The sequence below is a fragment of the Serratia sp. TSA_198.1 genome, from assembly GCF_052686505.1.
The window spans coordinates 801,247-817,623 of record NZ_JBQZFP010000001.1; the positions used below are offsets into that span (position 1 = coordinate 801,247).

Annotated in this window: 17 protein-coding genes; 4 read left to right on the forward strand and 13 right to left on the reverse strand. The window is 58.4% G+C overall.

The window, feature by feature from the left end; genetic code table 11:
• Positions 1 to 4: 4 nt before the first annotated feature.
• Positions 5 to 1,810, reverse strand: coding sequence for a sigma-54-dependent Fis family transcriptional regulator (locus ACUTSW_RS03730; RefSeq protein ID WP_445583710.1), 1,806 nt, complete (start codon positions 1,808 to 1,810; stop codon positions 5 to 7).
• 276 nt (positions 1,811 to 2,086) lie between these two features.
• Between ACUTSW_RS03730 and exaC the strand changes: the two genes are divergently transcribed.
• Both exaC and adhP read left to right on the forward strand, forming a co-directional pair.
• Positions 2,087 to 3,607, forward strand: a complete 1,521-nt coding sequence (gene exaC, locus ACUTSW_RS03735; protein ID WP_073439434.1) for an acetaldehyde dehydrogenase ExaC — start codon at positions 2,087 to 2,089, stop codon at positions 3,605 to 3,607.
• A gap of 46 nt (positions 3,608 to 3,653) precedes the next feature.
• Positions 3,654 to 4,679 (forward strand): alcohol dehydrogenase AdhP, encoded by a 1,026-nt coding sequence (adhP, locus tag ACUTSW_RS03740; RefSeq protein WP_062870822.1) that lies wholly within the window; start codon positions 3,654 to 3,656, stop codon positions 4,677 to 4,679.
• A 9-nt stretch (positions 4,680 to 4,688) separates the two neighbouring features.
• Here adhP and ACUTSW_RS03745 read toward each other — a convergent pair whose 3' ends face one another.
• From ACUTSW_RS03745 to ACUTSW_RS03760, 4 genes are all read right to left on the reverse strand, one after another.
• Positions 4,689 to 5,717, reverse strand: coding sequence for a zinc-binding metallopeptidase family protein (locus tag ACUTSW_RS03745; RefSeq protein ID WP_445583711.1), 1,029 nt, complete (start codon positions 5,715 to 5,717; stop codon positions 4,689 to 4,691).
• Between the two features lie 96 nt (positions 5,718 to 5,813).
• Complete coding sequence (locus ACUTSW_RS03750) at positions 5,814 to 6,020, reverse strand: hypothetical protein (RefSeq protein WP_445583712.1); 207 nt, start codon at positions 6,018 to 6,020, stop codon at positions 5,814 to 5,816.
• A gap of 41 nt (positions 6,021 to 6,061) precedes the next feature.
• Complete coding sequence (locus ACUTSW_RS03755) at positions 6,062 to 6,160, reverse strand: YoaK family small membrane protein (protein WP_147424934.1); 99 nt, start codon at positions 6,158 to 6,160, stop codon at positions 6,062 to 6,064.
• 280 nt (positions 6,161 to 6,440) lie between these two features.
• Complete coding sequence (locus ACUTSW_RS03760; protein WP_445583713.1) at positions 6,441 to 7,544, reverse strand: succinylglutamate desuccinylase/aspartoacylase family protein; 1,104 nt, start codon at positions 7,542 to 7,544, stop codon at positions 6,441 to 6,443.
• Positions 7,545 to 7,558: 14 nt separating this feature from the next.
• Here ACUTSW_RS03760 and ACUTSW_RS03765 point away from each other — a divergent pair, with 14 nt between their 5' ends.
• Positions 7,559 to 8,014: an Lrp/AsnC family transcriptional regulator gene (locus ACUTSW_RS03765; protein WP_062790820.1), complete on the forward strand. Its 456-nt coding sequence runs from the start codon at positions 7,559 to 7,561 to the stop codon at positions 8,012 to 8,014.
• Between the two features lie 6 nt (positions 8,015 to 8,020).
• On the opposite strand, the gene ACUTSW_RS03770 is transcribed toward ACUTSW_RS03765, so the two are convergent.
• The 5 genes from ACUTSW_RS03770 to ACUTSW_RS03790 form a co-directional block, all read right to left on the reverse strand.
• A complete protein-coding gene (locus ACUTSW_RS03770; RefSeq protein WP_062870819.1) occupies positions 8,021 to 8,743 on the reverse strand; it encodes an ABC transporter permease in 723 nt (240 codons plus the stop codon).
• Positions 8,743 to 9,435, reverse strand: coding sequence for an ABC transporter permease (locus ACUTSW_RS03775; protein ID WP_004944436.1), 693 nt, complete (start codon positions 9,433 to 9,435; stop codon positions 8,743 to 8,745). The genes ACUTSW_RS03770 and ACUTSW_RS03775 overlap by 1 nt, the downstream gene beginning before the upstream one ends.
• A 55-nt stretch (positions 9,436 to 9,490) precedes the next feature.
• Positions 9,491 to 10,264 (reverse strand): ABC transporter substrate-binding protein, encoded by a 774-nt coding sequence (locus ACUTSW_RS03780; RefSeq protein ID WP_004944430.1) that lies wholly within the window; start codon positions 10,262 to 10,264, stop codon positions 9,491 to 9,493.
• Positions 10,265 to 10,291: 27 nt separating this feature from the next.
• The gene (locus tag ACUTSW_RS03785; RefSeq protein ID WP_445583714.1) at positions 10,292 to 11,053 is read right to left on the reverse strand and encodes a dimethylarginine dimethylaminohydrolase family protein; all 762 of its coding nucleotides are present in this window, start codon (positions 11,051 to 11,053) and stop codon (positions 10,292 to 10,294) included.
• Between the two features lie 160 nt (positions 11,054 to 11,213).
• On the reverse strand, positions 11,214 to 12,152 hold the full coding sequence (locus ACUTSW_RS03790; protein WP_445583715.1) for a LysR family transcriptional regulator: 939 nt from the start codon (positions 12,150 to 12,152) through the stop codon (positions 11,214 to 11,216).
• 96 nt (positions 12,153 to 12,248) lie between these two features.
• Between ACUTSW_RS03790 and ACUTSW_RS03795 the strand changes: the two genes are divergently transcribed.
• The gene (locus ACUTSW_RS03795) at positions 12,249 to 13,466 is read left to right on the forward strand and encodes an MFS transporter (RefSeq protein ID WP_445583716.1); all 1,218 of its coding nucleotides are present in this window, start codon (positions 12,249 to 12,251) and stop codon (positions 13,464 to 13,466) included.
• A gap of 31 nt (positions 13,467 to 13,497) precedes the next feature.
• Here ACUTSW_RS03795 and ACUTSW_RS03800 read toward each other — a convergent pair whose 3' ends face one another.
• The 3 genes from ACUTSW_RS03800 to ACUTSW_RS03810 form a co-directional block, all read right to left on the reverse strand.
• On the reverse strand, positions 13,498 to 14,421 hold the full coding sequence (locus tag ACUTSW_RS03800) for a substrate-binding domain-containing protein (RefSeq protein ID WP_445583717.1): 924 nt from the start codon (positions 14,419 to 14,421) through the stop codon (positions 13,498 to 13,500).
• Positions 14,422 to 14,514: 93 nt separating this feature from the next.
• Positions 14,515 to 15,294, reverse strand: coding sequence for a TIM barrel protein (locus ACUTSW_RS03805; protein WP_445583718.1), 780 nt, complete (start codon positions 15,292 to 15,294; stop codon positions 14,515 to 14,517).
• Complete coding sequence (locus tag ACUTSW_RS03810) at positions 15,294 to 16,310, reverse strand: Gfo/Idh/MocA family oxidoreductase (protein ID WP_445583719.1); 1,017 nt, start codon at positions 16,308 to 16,310, stop codon at positions 15,294 to 15,296. The genes ACUTSW_RS03805 and ACUTSW_RS03810 overlap by 1 nt, the downstream gene beginning before the upstream one ends.
• Between the last annotated feature and the right edge of the window lie 67 nt (positions 16,311 to 16,377).

A 16,377-nucleotide genomic window follows, 5' to 3' on the forward strand; every position in this document is an offset into this window, starting at 1 on the left:
TCATTCAATCTGCATTGAGGCGCTTTTTCTCCATTTTGCGATAAAGCGTGCTGCGCGATACGCCCAGTAATTTGGCCGCCTGGCTGATGTTGCCGTTGGCATTTCTGATGGCGGCAAAAACCTCCGGCTCGGCTTGCGAAACGGCGTTGGCCACCGCGCAAAGCGGCGGCAACGCGTTGAACTGTTCCGGCAGATCCTCAAGGGCAATCAGGTTGTCGTCATCCGCCAACGCCAGCAGCACCTTCAGCGTACTCAACAGTTGCCGCACATTGCCGGGCCACGAATAGCGGGCCAACGCGGCCAGCGCGTCCGGCGCCAGCCTGATGCCGCGCTTATCGGCGCCCAGCTCATGCCAAAGGCTGAGAATGAAGCGATCGACATGCGCCCGCTGCCGCAACGGTGAAATGCACAGGCTGAACTCCTGAATGCGGTACAGCAGATCCTCGCGGAATTCCCCCGCCGCCACCAGGGTGTTCAGATTGCGGTTGGTGGCGCAGATCAGCGAAAAATCTACCGAACAGGCGTGGCGGCTGCCCAGCGGGGTGACGGTTTTTTCCTGCAGTACGCGCAGCAACCGCGTTTGCAGGCTCAGCGGCATATCGCCAATCTCGTCCAGGAACAATACCCCGCCGTCGGCCTCCCTGATCTTGCCGGCATAGCCTTTGGGATTGGCGCCGGTAAAGGCACCGGGCGCATAACCAAATAGCTCGGATTCGATCAGGTTTTCAGGCAGCGCCGCGCAGTTGATCGCCACGAAGTTGCCCTCCCGCCATTTGCTCTCCTGGAACAGCCGCCGGCTGAAGTGCTCCTTGCCACAGCCGGTTTCCCCGGTAATGCACAGCGCAAGGCCGGCGTTCAGGATACGCAACGCTTTCTGTTTGTCTGCTCCGTCCCGATCAAAAGGTTGAACAAAGGGCCGGACGACATGCGAATGCCGCTCTGGCATCTCCAGCAGCGAGTAATAGCGGCGACGGTTGGCCGCCCGTGTCTGACTGGGCGAGTTCAGCGTCTGTCGCGACAGCTCCGGGAACAGCGTGGCGAAATCCAGCGCCCCAAAGGACGCCGGTGAAAGGTTAAATTCTTGCATCGCCAGCCGGTTGGCGGCAGTAAGAACGTCATCGCGGAAGACCAGGATCAGTTCGTGCGCAGTCCCGAGGATATGCGCATCGCTGTGCAGGCTGAGCGTCCAGTGTTGATCCGTGACGGTGCTCTTCACCCATTGATGTTCAATGTGCCGAACCGCCTGCAGAATCAGTGATCGGGCATCACCGTACGGGTGTTGCACCGGCGTCGAGATATCCAGCACCCCGCCTATTTGCCCGTCAGGCCGAAAAATCGGTGCGGCGGAGCAATAAAGCCCCGCGTTCTGATTAAGAAAATGCTCGTCGCCATTCACCTCGCACAACTCTCCCAGCGCCAGCGCGGTGCCGATCGCGTTGGTGCCGCGCTCTTGCTCCCCCCACTGATTGCCCGGTGCCAACGCTATGCGCGACGCCTTGCGCAAGAAATGGGTATTGCCGCAGGTCTCCAACACCAGCCCGCTGGCATCAGACACCACAATGATGGAAGGTTGTCGGTTGATTTCACCACCCAGACGCGCGATCAGCGGCTGGGCCAACTGCGCCACCCAGCCGTTTTGCCCGCGCACTTCATTCAGCACGGCGGGCCGAACAAGAGGAACGTGGTCGTCGGCCCGGCTCAGCCCGTAGTGTTGGCTGCGCCGCCAGGACTCTGACAGTGGGCTGGGGAGAGTCCTGCTTTCATGGTCGGAGGCGAACCCCGTTACGGCTGTCCGTTCTTTATGCAACATGACTTTCTCCCGCGCAAAAGTGTTGCATTTTTGTATCATGAATGTGTCTCATGCGTTGCGACATGGAACACAAAAAATAATAGAAATGAATGATTAATCACCGTTTTTATTGCCGACTGCAGGTATTTATTCTCATTAACTCAATGATATTAAATGGGTTAACAAATAAACACCTCAAGAATGGAACAATGTGGCATAGGCAATGCTTATGTTTAGGCACGGTGCCACAGCCTGGCATCCCTCCTACAGCCCGTGTTCCTTTGAGAGGTGTTTAACATGAAATATGTCCATCCCGGTTTGCCTGGCTCGCTGGTTTCTTTCAAACAACGCTACGGCAACTACATTGGCGGCAAATTTGTCGAACCCGTTTCCGGTAACTACTTTACCGACACTACCCCGGTAACCGGGAAAACTGTCGCCGAGTTCCCGCGCTCCGACGCGCAGGACATTGAGCGGGCGTTGGATGCGGCGCACGCCGCCGCTGAGGCCTGGGGAAACACCAGCGCACAAAACCGCGCCAACGTGATGCTGGCCATCGCGGATCGCATGGAATCGCAATTGGAAATGCTGGCGCTGACCGAAAGCTGGGACAACGGTAAGCCGATCCGCGAAACGCTGAATGCGGACATCCCGCTGGCGATCGATCATTTCCGCTACTTCGCCGGTTGCCTGCGCGCGCAGGAAGGCACCGCTACAGAGATTGACCAAAACACCCTGGCCTACCATATTTACGAGCCGCTGGGCGTAGTTGGGCAGATTATCCCGTGGAACTTCCCGCTGCTGATGGCGGCCTGGAAACTGGCCCCGGCGCTGACCGCCGGTAACTGCGTGGTGCTCAAGCCGGCAGAACAGACCCCGCTCAGCATTTGCGTACTGCTGGAGCTGATTGGCGATCTGCTGCCGCCGGGCGTGCTCAACGTGGTTCACGGCTTTGGCAAAGAGGCCGGTGAAGCGTTGGCGACCAGCAAGCGCATCGACAAAATCGCCTTTACCGGCTCAACCCCGGTGGGCAGGCATATCCTGGCCTGCGCGGCGGAGAATATCATTCCCAGCACCGTGGAACTGGGCGGGAAATCGCCCAATATCTTCTTTGAAGACATCATGCAGGCCGAACCGGAGTTTATCGACAAGGCGGTTGAGGGGCTGATCCTCGGTTTCTTCAATCAGGGTGAAGTCTGTACCTGCCCTTCACGCGCGCTGATCCAGGAGTCAATCTACCCGCAATTTATGGAGAAAGTGCTGGCGCGCATCACCACTATTCGCCAGGGCGACCCGTTTGACACCGACACCATGATCGGCGCGCAGGCGTCCCAACAGCAGTTCGACAAGATCCTCTCTTACATCGAAATCGCCAAAAACGAAGGCGGGAAAATCATCGCCGGCGGCGAGCGCACCAGCCAGGAACAGACGTTGCAGCAAGGTTTCTATCTCCAGCCAACGCTCATCACCGGTAATAACAGCATGCGCTTCTTCCGTGAAGAGATCTTTGGGCCGGTCATCGGCATCACCACCTTCAAAGACGAAGCCGAAGCGCTGGCGCTGGCCAACGACACCGAGTTCGGGCTGGGCGCAGGCCTGTGGACCCGTGACAGCAACCGCGCCTATCGCATGGGGCGTGCCATCAAAGCCGGACGCGTCTGGACCAACTGTTATCACCTCTACCCGGCGCATGCCGCCTTCGGCGGTTATAAAAACTCCGGCGTCGGTCGCGAAACGCACAAGGTGGCGCTGTCGCATTACCAGCAGGTGAAAAACCTGTTGGTGAGTTATGACGCCAAACCGCAAGGCCTGTTTTAACTGAAGATTGCCCTGTTCCAACCCTACAACTTCTCGAGGTCTGAAAATGAAAACGATGAAAGCTGCTGTGGTGACTGCGTTTGGACAACCGTTAGTGATTAAAGAGGTCCCGATCCCGGAGATCGCGCCCGGAAAAATCCTGGTGAAAATTGCCGCCACCGGGGTGTGCCATACCGATCTGCACGCCGCCGACGGCGACTGGCCGATCAAACCCAACCCGCCTTTTATTCCTGGGCATGAGGGCTCCGGTCACGTCGTGGCGGTGGGCGCCGGCGTTACCCACGTAAAAGAAGGTGATCGCGTAGGGGTGCCCTGGCTTTACTCTGCCTGCGGGCACTGTGAACACTGTCTCGGCGGCTGGGAAACGCTGTGCCATTCCCAGCAAAACTCGGGCTATTCGGTTAACGGCAGCTTTGCCGAATACTGCCTGGCCGATGCCAATTACGTGGGTATTCTGCCCGATAACGTCGATTTTCTGTCTATCTCACCGATTCTCTGTGCCGGCGTCACCGTCTATAAGGGTCTGAAAATGACCAATACCAAGGCCGGCGACTGGGTGGTCATCTCCGGTATCGGCGGTCTTGGGCATCTGGCGATCCAATACGCCACCGCGATGGGGTTGAACGTGGCGGCGGTCGATATTGACGATGACAAACTGGCCTTCGCCAAAAGCCTGGGCGCTTCGGTGGTGGCTAACGCGCGAAACGTCGATCCTGGCCGCTTTTTCCATCAGGAATTCGGTGGCGCGCACGGCGTGCTGGTGACGGCGGTATCGCCAAAGGCATTTGAACAGGCGACCACCGTGATGCGACGTGGCGGTACCATGGTATTGAATGGCCTGCCGCCGGGCAGTTTTGACCTTTCAATCTTCAATATGGTGCTGGAAGGCACGACGGTGCGCGGTTCGATTGTCGGTACGCGCAAGGATCTGCAAGAGGCACTGGACTTTGCCGGCCGTAATAAAGTCGCGGCAACCATCTCGGTAGAACCGCTGGATCAAATCAACGACATCTTCGGCCGCATGCGCGAGGGCAAAATCACCGGCCGCGTGGTGGTGGATATGTCGCTTTAAGTCAACGCATCAGGGCACTGGTTGATCGGTGCCCTTTTTATTCGCGTCGGCAATGGTCTGGTGAATAAATCGCATTTTCTCCAGGACCGGTGCAGGCAACACAAAGGGGTAAAGATCGGCATGCCCCATCGAACGATTGAGCTGATTCAGCGCCCAGGAGACCGGTAGCCACTGCCCGATCAGGCGATCAAAATCCGGGGTTTCATCTGAATGGTTGAAAGCGGCATCTGGCGCGGCAAAACCGTAAGCTGCCGCCGTGTCCAGCGTGTCGCGAATATGCAGATAATGAGCAAAGGTTTCCGCCCAATCCTCTGCAGCGTGCATGGTGGCATAGGCGGAAACGTAACATTCATGCCAACCTTCCGGGGCGCCCTGCCGGTAGTGCCGATCGAGCGCCTGCTGGTAATCCGCATCCGGATCGCCAAACAGATTGGCAAACGCCTGCCGCTGTTCGGGCTGAATGATCAGTTGGCCGTAATAGTAATGCCCCACCTCATGACGGAAGTGACCCAGTAACGTGCGGTAAGGTTCACCCATGGAGATACGACGCTGCTCGCGGTGAACGTCATCCCCCTCCTCCAAATCCAGCGTAATTACGCCGTTCGCATGGCCGGTGAGCACCTGACGCCGTTCGCTGGAAAGCAACTCGAAGATCAGCCCATTGTTCGGATCGTCATTTTTACTGACTATCGGCAGGCCCAACTCGGTCAACTCCAGTATCAGGCGGCGCTTGGCCGTTTCGGCTTCGGCAAACAGCGGGAGCGCTTCCGCATCATCATCCGCCGGCCGGGTTTGGGTCAGGCTGCACGAGGCGCACAATTCCCCTTCTTGCGCCACCAGCCAGTTGCACTGCGCAATATGCATATTGGCGCACAGGTGCCCCTGTTCCGGGGGAGCGTTGCCCACAAGGTCGGGAGCCGCGATCGCTACCAATTTTCGACCTGGCAAATCGAACCCCAGGGAGCTCGAACAGGACAAACACAGCGAGTTTTCAAACGACAGCTGCTGCCCGCAGTTCGGGCAAGAAAAGTTACGCATGATCAGGCTTCCTTAGCGGCAGAGGACGTGTGGGCGCTGGCGCCAGAGACAGGTTAAGGGTAGCCAGACGGGCTTGGATTAGTCAAACGACCCGATTCAGACCTTGGTCTTGGTTTTGGTGATTTTTGTCGCTTTGGCGGGATTGCCGGCAACAAATTCCAGGGTTGGCGAGTAGTAAAAAGGCAACCAGGCATGGTAACTGCTTTCCCACTCCCACTTGACGGGGCAAGGCCACAGAATATCTTCATACAAAATGTAATAGACCCATCGCCCATGCGGGCGGCGCGGTTTTGCTGTGATCATAGACACTGACTTCTCTGGCCCGATCGATTACATGATGGCGCTCAACCGCCCGGAGTGGCATAACCGCCGACAATAAACAGGGTCAGCAGAGCCACGGCCGCAACAATAATCGCAATAGGGAAAAAATAACCGATCTTCATTTTTAATTCTCTTTGTCATCAGGCGCTACGGGACTACAAGCGAATTTAACATGGACGGTGGTCGGCTAGCCATCTTTCCCGCTATTCATGCATTTCATTCATGGCATGGGTGAATTCAATCAGCCCCAGGATCATTGCCACGCCTTTGACGCAACATGAACTGGCTTTCAGAGATTGGCGAAGGGTATCAAGCGTTGATTGTCGCGTATCCCGCCATTAGCCGGCTGATACTCGGCAGATGCGGCGGTGAATGTTGTTATCACCGCTCTTTTAATGCCTATCACGACGCCAGGCCACCGCCGCCTTTATAGGGCGTTTTACCGGCGATCTTCATGATCTCCGCCCCCAGGGTGACGAAGGGTGCGCGGCGGCTGGCATAGATTAGCCCGCCCGCCTGGGCACGCACCGCTTTTACCGTATCGGTGATCGGGTCAATGATTTCCGCCACGGCTTCATCCGCCTCCACCCACTCACCCGGCTGGCGCAACGGCAGCAGAATGCCGCTGGCGGGCGCAGTAACAATCTCCCCGGCGGCAAACGGCAACATGGCGACATCCAACCGAGGTATTGCCGGCGGCTCGCCCGCGATTGCGCCACGGTGCTGCAAATAACGATAGAGACGTTCGGCATCGTTGCCGGCCAATTGGTGCCCGATATCCTGTTGCCCGCGCAGTTCCAGCGTGACCGCCATGCAGCCGGGTTGCAGGTTTAACGCGGGGTGCCGCTGCGCCAGCCGATGCCACGGCAGCCCACAGGCTTCGTCAAACGAGCCGCCCCCGCTGTCTTGCGAAAGCAGCACCGCGCCGATCCCCATACAGCGCGCCAGATCTTCCGCCTGCTCGCGCCAGGCCGGGTCGGCATACATATGCAATATCGCGCGGTCATCGCAATGCAGGTCCAGCACCACATCGGCATCGCAGGCCAGTAACAGCAATTGTCGGCGCAGGGCTTCCACCTCGCTGCGGTCCGGCATAGCGTGCAAGGCTTCGCGCATCGCAGCGCGTACCTGCGGCACGGCAGGCTCCGACGAGGCAAAGTCCTCCTGGTGCAGCAACAGAGCCAGATCGGGAAAGTCGCGATTGAAATTGCGGCCGCTGACCAGATCAAACCGCCCGACGCCGCCGTTGAGCAGCACCTGCGCCAGCCCCAGCGGGTTGGCGATCGGGACAATGATTATTTCACTTTGCAGTTCACCGCGCCGTTCCGCCTGGCTGAGTAATCTTTTAAGATAATGCAGCACCAGCATGCCCGGCAGTTCGTCGGCATGCAGACCGGCCTGCAGGTAAATCTTTTCGCCCTGGCCGGGCTGGCCGAAATGAAAACTGGTGAATTGGCGCTGCCCACCCAGGGCATGTTCAGGTAACTTATGATGTTTACTTTTCATTGGACGTCCTATCTGTGGAAAAGAAAGCCCGGCTTGATCGAATCGACAAAAAAATCCTTGAAATACTGTGCCGGGATGGCCGCATTTCCTATCAAAAGCTCTCCGAGCAGGTCAACCTGACCGCTCGCCCCTGCCAGGAACGGGTGCGCGGGCTGGAGCGCGACGGCATTATCCGTGGCTACCGCGCCATTATCGAACTGCCGGAACCGGAGCATGCCTTTGTGATACAGGCACAAATCGCGCTGGCCGATCATGGCCATTCCCAACCCGCGTTCGAGCAGGAAATGCGCAATACCCCAGAGGTGCTGGATTGCTGGCTGGTCAGCGGCAGTTTCGATTTTCTGGTGCGCATCGGTTGCCGCAGCATGGAAAGCTACCGGCTGCTGGCCGACGCCTGGCTGACCAGCAAAAAATTCCGGGTGGATAAAATCGTTACCCTGACCGAGTTGCAATCCATCAAGCGATCCTGAGCCGCCTTAGTCACGGCGGATAAAGGCCAGCCAGCGCCGCTCTGCCCGTGAAAACAGGAAGATCAGCAGGAAGGTGCAAAGCAGATAAAGCGCCGCCGCCATCAGGAAGGGAATAAACGGCGAATAGGTGGCGGCGTAAAAAGCGCGTGCCACTCCGGTAATGTCCAGCAGCGTCACCGTGCTTGCCAGCGAGGTGGCGTGCAGCAGAAAGACCATCTCGTTATTCAGCGCAGGAATACCCCGCCGTAACGTCGCCGGCAGCACCAGTCGGCGAATTATCTGCCACTGACTCATGCCAAACGCCTCACCGGCGACCCACTCCTGCCTGGGAAAGGTGCCCATCATGCCGGCCAACAGTTCCGCGACGTAGGCGCTGGTATTGAGCACCAACGCCAGCGTGGCGCAAAAGGTGGCGTCACGAAACAGCAGCCAGAAAGGCTGATCGTTCTGCCAGCCCAACTGCACCACGTCGAACTGCGACAGCCCGTAGTAAATCAGCATCAATTGCAGATACAGCGGCGTACTACGGAAAAAATAGGTCACGCAACGGATTAACCAGGACAGCGGGCGCGGGCCATACACCTGGCCGACCGCCATCAGCACCGCCAATAGCAGGCCCGGCACCACCGACAGCAAAAACAGTTTGGCCGTCAGCGCCAGCCCCGTCACATCAGAACCGTCGCTCCACAAAAAAGTGGGCGTCACTTCCAGCATATCTTGCAGAGTCATCAGCGTGCTCCTGCTGCGGTCGAGGAAGCCAGAGCGTAGCGGCGCGCCAGCAGGCTAAAGCCCCAACTGGAGATCGCGGTGATCACCATATAGATCAGCGCTACCAGGAAATAGAACAGGAAGGGTTTTTGCGTTGCCCGCCCCGCCTGCTCCGCCAGCCACACCATGTCCTCCAGCCCCAGGATCGACACCAGCGCCGAGGCTTTCATCAAGCCGAGCCAGTTATTGTTGATCCCGGGAATGGCGAAACTCAGCATTTGCGGCAGCAAGACGCGGCGAAACACCTGCCCTGGGCGCATGCCGTAAGCCATTGCGGCTTCCAGTTGCCCGCGCTCAACGGTGAGAAAAGCGCCGCGAAAGGTTTCCGTGTAGTAAGCGCCAAAAACGAAACCAATCGCCAGCACGCCGGAGATAAAGGTGTTGAAGCGCAGCGGCCCCAACCCCAGCAGGCCAAGAAAGCCGTTGACCAGCATTTCGCCGCCAAAGAACAGCAACAGCATAATCACCAGTTCGGGAATGCCGCGCACCAGCGTGGTGTACCCCGTCGATAACCAGCGCAGCCAGCGCGGGCCGAACAGCTTGATCAGCGCATTGATCAGGCCGAGCGCCAGCGCCACCGCCAGAGAAACCAACATCACGCACAACGACAGCGCCGCGCCGTGTGCCAACAACGGCAAATACTCGATGACCATTCCCGGCCTCCCATACTTGACTTGATGCCGGGCCAGCCGGCGTCAGCGCGCCGGTTTAGCCGCCGTAAATGTCGAAGCTGAAATATTTTTTCTGGATGGCGTCATAGGTGCCGTCGGCACGGATGGCCTTAATGGCACCGTTGAGCGCGTCACGCAGCGCCGGGTTGTCTTTGCCCACCGCGATGCCCACGTCGGAGGAGATGCTGCTGTCCGTAATCGCCGGGCCGGCGAAGGCAAACTTCTGCCCGCGCGGGGTATCGATAAAGCTGCTGGCCGCCTGGGTATTGTCCTGCAATGACGCATTAATCCGCCCGGACATCAAATCCAGATAGACATTGTCCTGGTTGGCGTAAGAAACGATCTTCACGCCCTGTCCGGCCCAATGCTTTTTCGCATAGGTTTCATGAATGGAGCCGGTCTGCACGCCGACCGTTTTGCCTTTCAGGCTGGCGGCATCCGGCAGCAACGGGCTGCCCTTGCGCGCCACCAGTTGCGCCGAACTGCGGTAGTAGCGATCGGTAAAGTCCACTTCCTTTTTACGCTCGTCGGTGATGGTCAGCGAAGCGATTATGGCATCGAACTTACGCGCATTGAGCGCTGCGATCATGCTTTCAAAAGGCTGTTTGACGAAAACGCATTTAGCATGCAACTGCGTACACAGCGCATTGGCGATATCGATGTCAAAACCGGTGATCTCGCCGCTGGGCGAAAGCACGTCAAAAGGCGGGTAACCGCCGTCGACGCCAAAGCTGATGGTATCGAAAGACTGGGCCGCCGCCGGGCCACCCAGGGCCAGGCTGGTCAGTAGAACCGCTAATGTTTTTTTCATGGCTGAGATCCCCGGTGCAAGAAAGCGCTAGAAACGAAGTGACAGGCAGGTCAGGCCGCCGTCCATTTTTTTAAATTCGCTGGTGTCGAGCTGAACGATAGGCATGCCCAACTTTTCGATTTGACCCAGCGTGTGCGGGTAACCCCGTGGGGTAATCAAGGTGTCGTTGATCCACAGCGTGTTGCCGGCATAGGACTCCGCTTCCGGGATAACGATGGCGTTAAAACCGCTAAAGGCAGGATGTTGCTGGTAGTCTTCCGTCAGCAACAGGGTGTTGCGGCCAACATAGTTGACGATGGATTTCAGGTGCAGCCCTGCGCTGACTTCAATGGCGGTCACCCGGTAGCCATACGGCTCTACCGCAGCGGCAAACTCGCCAATGCCGGCTTCATCGGTGCGCGCCGTCAGGCCAATAAAAAACTGACGATCGACCAACAGCACGTCGCCGCCGTCAAGGTGGCCGTGCCGGCTCATCCGCACCACCGGGCGCTCGCCTTCAAACAGCGGCGCAATGGTGTCCACCTCACCCTGGCGGCTCGGCGCACCCGGATGGGTGATCACGGCCAGCTCCGGCATTATCACCGCCGTGTCTTCCACAAAGTGGGCGTCCGGGAAGGCCGGGGCCGCCGGTAGCACCGTCACTTTCAGGCCCAGGCGCAGCAAGGTATCCACATAGGCCAAAAACTGACGGCCGGTGGCGGCGATATCCGGTGCGCCCAATTGAGCGGTGGTCTGGCCGCTGCCGCAGCTATCGGCAGGGAGTCTGGCAATGGCTTGAGTAAAGTGCATGGGCGATTCTCTCGAGTGAAATGGACGGTAGGTGTTCTTCGATTATCAAACAGATACCGTCGCCAATCAGGTTGAATCCGCCCGCCGGCACTCTACATTTACGCTGTTTATCGCTCCGCTGACGACCTATTCCGCTGTACGCCGCATGAAGCTGCCGCCCTCACTGCACTGGCGCCTGTGCGCCCGTGATGCGTGGCATCACCTCTTTCATCAGTTCAAGGAATTTACGCAACCGCGCCGGATAATAACTGGCATAGGGATAAAGCAGATAAATCGGCAAGGGCGCGGCGTGCCAACCCGGCATCAACGGGGTAAGCAACCCCTGCTCCAGATCCTGTTTGACCACCCAGGATGACAACATGGCTATCCCCACGCCGTTCAGCGCCGCTTTGCGCACGGCATAAAGGCTGTCGGTACTCAGCCTGGGGACGATGTCAAAACGGTAATCTTCGCCGCTGGCGGTATGCGTCAACGTCACTTCATTGCGATAAAAACTGTTTAGCGCCAGCCAGGGCAACTGCGCCAAATCGCCGATCTGCGCCAGCGGCGTATGGCGTGCCAGCAGTTCAGGCGCGGCCACCACAATGCGCGGCACCTGCGCCAACAGCACCGCTACCACCGAAGGATCGGTCACCGCACCGACGTGGATCGCGCAGTCCACGCCTTCCGGAATGAAATCGGGCGAATGATCGTTGAGCGTCCACTCTACGCTGGTCTGACGATAGCGCTGCAGGTAATCGCCCAACGGCCCAATCAACTGATCCTGGCCAAAGGCATGCGGCGCGCGCACCCGCAAAACGCCCACGGGTTCATCGCGCACGCCGCGCAGTTCATCCTCCATGATTTGCCAGTGTTCAATCAGCTTGCGCGCATGCTGATAACAACGCTCGCCGTCGTCCGTCAGCTTCATGGCGTGAGTCGTACGCTGGATTAATTTCACGCCAAGCAGTTGCTCCAGCACCTGGAGACGCCGGCTAATGGTGGGCTGCGAGGTGTTCATTTGCGCCGCCGCAGCCGAGAGACTGCCGCTGTCGACAATGCGCACCAGAGTTTGCAGCATGGCTATACGATCGCCATTGGGAAATGGATTTTTATTCATACGTATTACGTATAACAGTTTTACCCGTGCAGGGGCTACAGTTTCCGCCGAAAACTGGCAAAAATAGCCCCACTTTACTTGTTCTGGATAACCGTCATGAGCCTGATTTCAGCCACCACCACCGCGCCTGACAATGCGCTTTCCGCCAAAATCGTTTTCCTGCTGGCCGCCGGCGCCGGTCTGAGCGTGGCGTCCATTTACTACAGCCAGCCGATGCTGAGCATTATGGGGGCTACGTTCCACGCCGGAGTCAGCGATACCGGTATGGTGCCCACGCTGACCCAGGCGGGCTATGCGCTGGGCATCCTGCTGCTGGCTCCGCTGGGCGACCGTCACGATCGCCGCCAGATCATTCGGATAAAGGGCGTGTTGCTGGCACTCACCCTGCTGATGTGCGGTTTTTCTTCTTCATTTCCGCTGTTGTTGCTCAGCAGTCTGGCGATCGGTTTAGCCGCTACGGTGGCGCAGGACATTATCCCGGCGGCCGCCACGCTCGCTTCGGACGCCAACCGGGGCAAGACGGTGGGCACGGTGATGACCGGGTTGCTGGCCGGTATTTTACTCTCGCGCGTGTTCAGCGGCGTGGTGGCGGAATATTTCGGCTGGCGCAGCGTTTATATGCTGGCGGCATTGGGGGTGCTGGTCATCACACTCACGATCGGCGCAGTGCTGCCGCACTTTAAACCCAACACCACGCTGAGCTACCCTGCGCTGCTGCGCTCATTGGGGAAACTGTGGGCCGACTACCCGGAACTGCGACGTGCGGCGTTGGCTCAGGGCTTGCTGTCGGTCGCCTTCAGCGCTTTCTGGTCGACGCTGGCAGTGATGTTGGCGGAAAAATATCAGCTTGGCAGTGCCGTAGCCGGCGCTTTTGGGCTGGCAGGTGCGGCCGGTGCGCTGGCAGCCCCCCTGGCAGGCATGCTGGCCGATCGTCACGGGCCGGACTACGTCACTAAAATCGGTGCCGCCATGGTGGTGTGTTCATTCGCTCTGATGTTTCTGCTGCCCTGGCTTCCGCTGCCCGCCCAACTGGCGCTCATCGCGCTGAGCGCGGTAGGTTTTGATCTCGGTATCCAGGCGACGCTGGTGGCGCACCAGACCATTATTTACGCCATCAACCCGGCAGCGCGCAGCCGTTTGAATGCCATCATGTTTACCCTGGTGTTTATCGGCATGGCGAGCGGTGCCGCTCTCGGCAGCAAAGTCCTCGAAAGCGCCGGTTGGCCGGGCGTCGTATTGTTGGCCACGCTGGCATCGGCGGGCGGTTTGGCGCTGAGAATGCTGGCCAAACGCGCCCCGTCGGTTGAGCAGTAAAATCATCCAGCAATAGCCGCAGAACCTGCGGCTATTGCTGATTGGCAGTCACAAACTCCGCCAGATTCTGCTGAGTAATGGTTTTATAAGGCACCCAGTTGTAAGCCTCGGTCTTTTGCTTTTCCAGCAGTGCCTTGGTGACCTGCACCGCCCCGGTGGCCTGCCCTTTGGCGTCCTGGAAAATGGTCAACACCATGCCGCCGTTCTTAATAAACTGCAGGCCGTCCGGCGTACCGTCAATGCCCGCCACCAGGATGCTTTTGTTTTTAGCCTGGTTCAACGCCATGATGGCGCCAATCGCCATTTCATCGTTATTGGCGGCGATAGCGTCGATCGGGCGGCCGTTCAGCAACCACCCGGATACCACATCCACCGCTTCATTGCGCTGCCATTTGGCAGTCTGCTTTTCCAGTACCTTCATGTCCTTATACCTGGCGATCACCTCTTCCACCGCGCGGGTGCGTTCACGCGCCTCTTCGTTGGACAGCGCCCCCATCAGGATCGCCACATTACCGCGATAATTCATCCGTTTCGCCAGCGCCTCCATTTGCAACTTGCCTCCTTCCGCCGAGTCCGATCCCACATACGCCATGGCATTACCCAGCTTAACTTCCGGTTTGCGGTTGACGAAAATCAGCGGGATATGCGCACGCTCGGCGGCATCCATCATCGGTTTCACGCCCTGGGTATCTACCGGGTTGAGGATAATGGCATCCACCCCCAAGTTGATAAAATCGTCCACCTGCTGCACTTGCAGCGCCACGTCGCCTTTTGCATCGACAAACTGGCCGTCCATGTTCAACTGCTTAAGCTCGCCCACCATTTGCGAGCGTAAAATGGACACGAAATTGAGGTCGAAATTGGCCAGCGCGACGCCGACCTTATAAGTTTTCGCCTGGACGTTAAAGGCCATAAACAGGCTAAGTAATATCAACAGCAAGCTTCTGATTTTCATGATGTCATCCTGTAGGTTGAGATAAATTTATTATTAAAATCAATGCATCACTTTTCATCCCGGGCAACAGACCACAGCCCGGGTTTACTGCGGTTATAAAGTGAAATGGTCGCGGAACTGTTGCAGCGCCGCGGTGCTGTCATCGGATGCCCATCCTTCCAATGCCACTACGCCCCGGTAGCCGATCTCGTCCAACGCGCGGGCAATGGCCCGATAGTTGATTTCACCGGTTCCCGGTTGTTGCCGCCCCGGTACGTCGGCCACCTGAATTTCGCCGATCGCCGGCCCGCAACGGCGAATAAGCTCGATGAGATTGCCTTCGCCGATTTGCGCATGATAAAGGTCGAGGTTCATCTTCAGCCCTGGGCTGTTGACCGCCTCAACCAAGGCCAGTGTGTCGCAGGCTTTGGCGAAGGGCGTGCCCGGATGGTCCCTCAGCAGGTTGAGGTTTTCCAGCGTGAACACCTTGCCGGCGCGCTCCCCTTGCTGCGCCAGCTTGCCCAAGGTATCGGCCGCCTTCAGCCACATGGCGCCGGTCACCACCTCCACCGGCTTCACCGGCAAGCCGTTGGGATCCAGGCCGGTGCCGTGCAGATTCAGGCTGGGGCAGTTCAACCGCTGCGCGATGGCGATCGACTGTTCCGCTGTTTGCAACAGTTGAGCGATATCCTCGTCGTCGGTCAGGTTGCCGGCGAGATAACCGGTCATTGAAGTAAAACGCGCGCCAGTGCCAATCAGCGCATCAAGATCTTTATTTTCCCAGTTCCAGATCTCGACGCCGAAGCCGAGCGCATGAATACGCGCTACCCGTTCAACAAACGGCAGATCGAGAAACACCATCTCGGCGCACACAGACAGCTGATATCCGGCCATTATTGTCTCCCCAGCGTGATCGGTTTGCCCTGCTTCACCGACTCGATGCAGGCCAATGCAATCTCCAGCGCATTGCGGGCATCCTGTCCGGTCGCGCGCGGCGTTTCCCTCTGCTGAACACAGCGGGCGAATTCAGTCAGTTCCGCCACATAAGCGTCATGCAGCAGATCGGTATCCTGACGTGAGGTTTCGATGGTGATGCCGACGGCGTGATACCGCACGCAGTTATTCAGGTTGATATTGCCCGCCTGCAACATCCCTTTACTGCCAAATACCTCGCCGCGCACGTCATAGCCATAGACCGCCTGGAAGTTGGCTTCTGCGGTAGCGATGGCGCCATTATCGAAGCGGATAGTCACCACGGCAGTGTCCAGTAACCCTTTATCCTTGAAGTCCGGGCGCACCAGCGCATCCGCCAGCGCGTATACCTCAACCGGCCTGGCACCCGGGTTGAAGTGCAACAGCGTGTCAAAATCGTGGATCAGCGTTTCCAAAAAAATGGTCCAGGCGGGGATCGGCGCCGGATCGCGCAACTGCGGATCGCGGGTTACCGATCGGGAAAGCTGGGTAACGCCATTTTCCCCCTCCTTCACGGCGGCAATGGCGGCGGCAAAACCGCTGACAAAGCGGCGATTAAACCCCACTTGCAGCACGACACCCGCCTGTTTGGCGGCGGCGATGGCCCGATCCGCTTCGTCCAGCGTGATGGCCATCGGTTTTTCGCAAAACACGTGCTTCCCTGCTTGGGCGGCGGCAATCACCCATTCCGCATGGGTACGCGCCGGGGAAGCAATGACTACCGCATCGATTTCGCTGTCATCCAGCATGCTCTGCAAATCGCTAAAGGCGCTGACGCCCAGCCTGTCCGCCAAGCGCTGCGCTGCACCCGGCAGCGGATCGGCCACGGCGGCCAAAACGGCGCCCGGCACGCGCCGCGCCAATGACTCCGCATGGAAAGTGCCCATTCTGCCGGCACCGATCAGGCCAACGCGCAAGTTGTGAGGAGAATGACTCATAGTGATTCCTTATGTGAGTTAACGCCCTTGTCGGGCTACGGAGTTCACTGTGGGTATTGCAAAGGGG

Excerpts from the sequence above, each read along its gene's own strand:
- ACUTSW_RS03800 (WP_445583717.1), bottom strand. The coding sequence starts at position 14,421 with ATGAAAATCAGAAGCTTGCTGTTGATATTACTTAGCCTGTTTATGGCC.
- ACUTSW_RS03795 (WP_445583716.1), top strand. The coding sequence starts at position 12,249 with ATGAGCCTGATTTCAGCCACCACCACCGCGCCTGACAATGCGCTTTCC.
- ACUTSW_RS03790 (WP_445583715.1), bottom strand. The coding sequence starts at position 12,152 with ATGAATAAAAATCCATTTCCCAATGGCGATCGTATAGCCATGCTGCAA.
- adhP (WP_062870822.1), top strand. The coding sequence starts at position 3,654 with ATGAAAACGATGAAAGCTGCTGTGGTGACTGCGTTTGGACAACCGTTA.
- ACUTSW_RS03745 (WP_445583711.1), bottom strand. The coding sequence starts at position 5,717 with ATGCGTAACTTTTCTTGCCCGAACTGCGGGCAGCAGCTGTCGTTTGAA.
- ACUTSW_RS03750 (WP_445583712.1), bottom strand. The coding sequence starts at position 6,020 with ATGATCACAGCAAAACCGCGCCGCCCGCATGGGCGATGGGTCTATTAC.
- ACUTSW_RS03810 (WP_445583719.1), bottom strand. The coding sequence starts at position 16,310 with ATGAGTCATTCTCCTCACAACTTGCGCGTTGGCCTGATCGGTGCCGGC.
- ACUTSW_RS03755 (WP_147424934.1), bottom strand. The coding sequence starts at position 6,160 with ATGAAGATCGGTTATTTTTTCCCTATTGCGATTATTGTTGCGGCCGTG.
- exaC (WP_073439434.1), top strand. The coding sequence starts at position 2,087 with ATGAAATATGTCCATCCCGGTTTGCCTGGCTCGCTGGTTTCTTTCAAA.
- ACUTSW_RS03760 (WP_445583713.1), bottom strand. The coding sequence starts at position 7,544 with ATGAAAAGTAAACATCATAAGTTACCTGAACATGCCCTGGGTGGGCAG.
- ACUTSW_RS03770 (WP_062870819.1), bottom strand. The coding sequence starts at position 8,743 with ATGACTCTGCAAGATATGCTGGAAGTGACGCCCACTTTTTTGTGGAGC.
- ACUTSW_RS03780 (WP_004944430.1), bottom strand. The coding sequence starts at position 10,264 with ATGAAAAAAACATTAGCGGTTCTACTGACCAGCCTGGCCCTGGGTGGC.
- ACUTSW_RS03730 (WP_445583710.1), bottom strand. The coding sequence starts at position 1,810 with ATGTTGCATAAAGAACGGACAGCCGTAACGGGGTTCGCCTCCGACCAT.
- ACUTSW_RS03775 (WP_004944436.1), bottom strand. The coding sequence starts at position 9,435 with ATGGTCATCGAGTATTTGCCGTTGTTGGCACACGGCGCGGCGCTGTCG.
- ACUTSW_RS03805 (WP_445583718.1), bottom strand. The coding sequence starts at position 15,294 with ATGGCCGGATATCAGCTGTCTGTGTGCGCCGAGATGGTGTTTCTCGAT.
- ACUTSW_RS03785 (WP_445583714.1), bottom strand. The coding sequence starts at position 11,053 with ATGCACTTTACTCAAGCCATTGCCAGACTCCCTGCCGATAGCTGCGGC.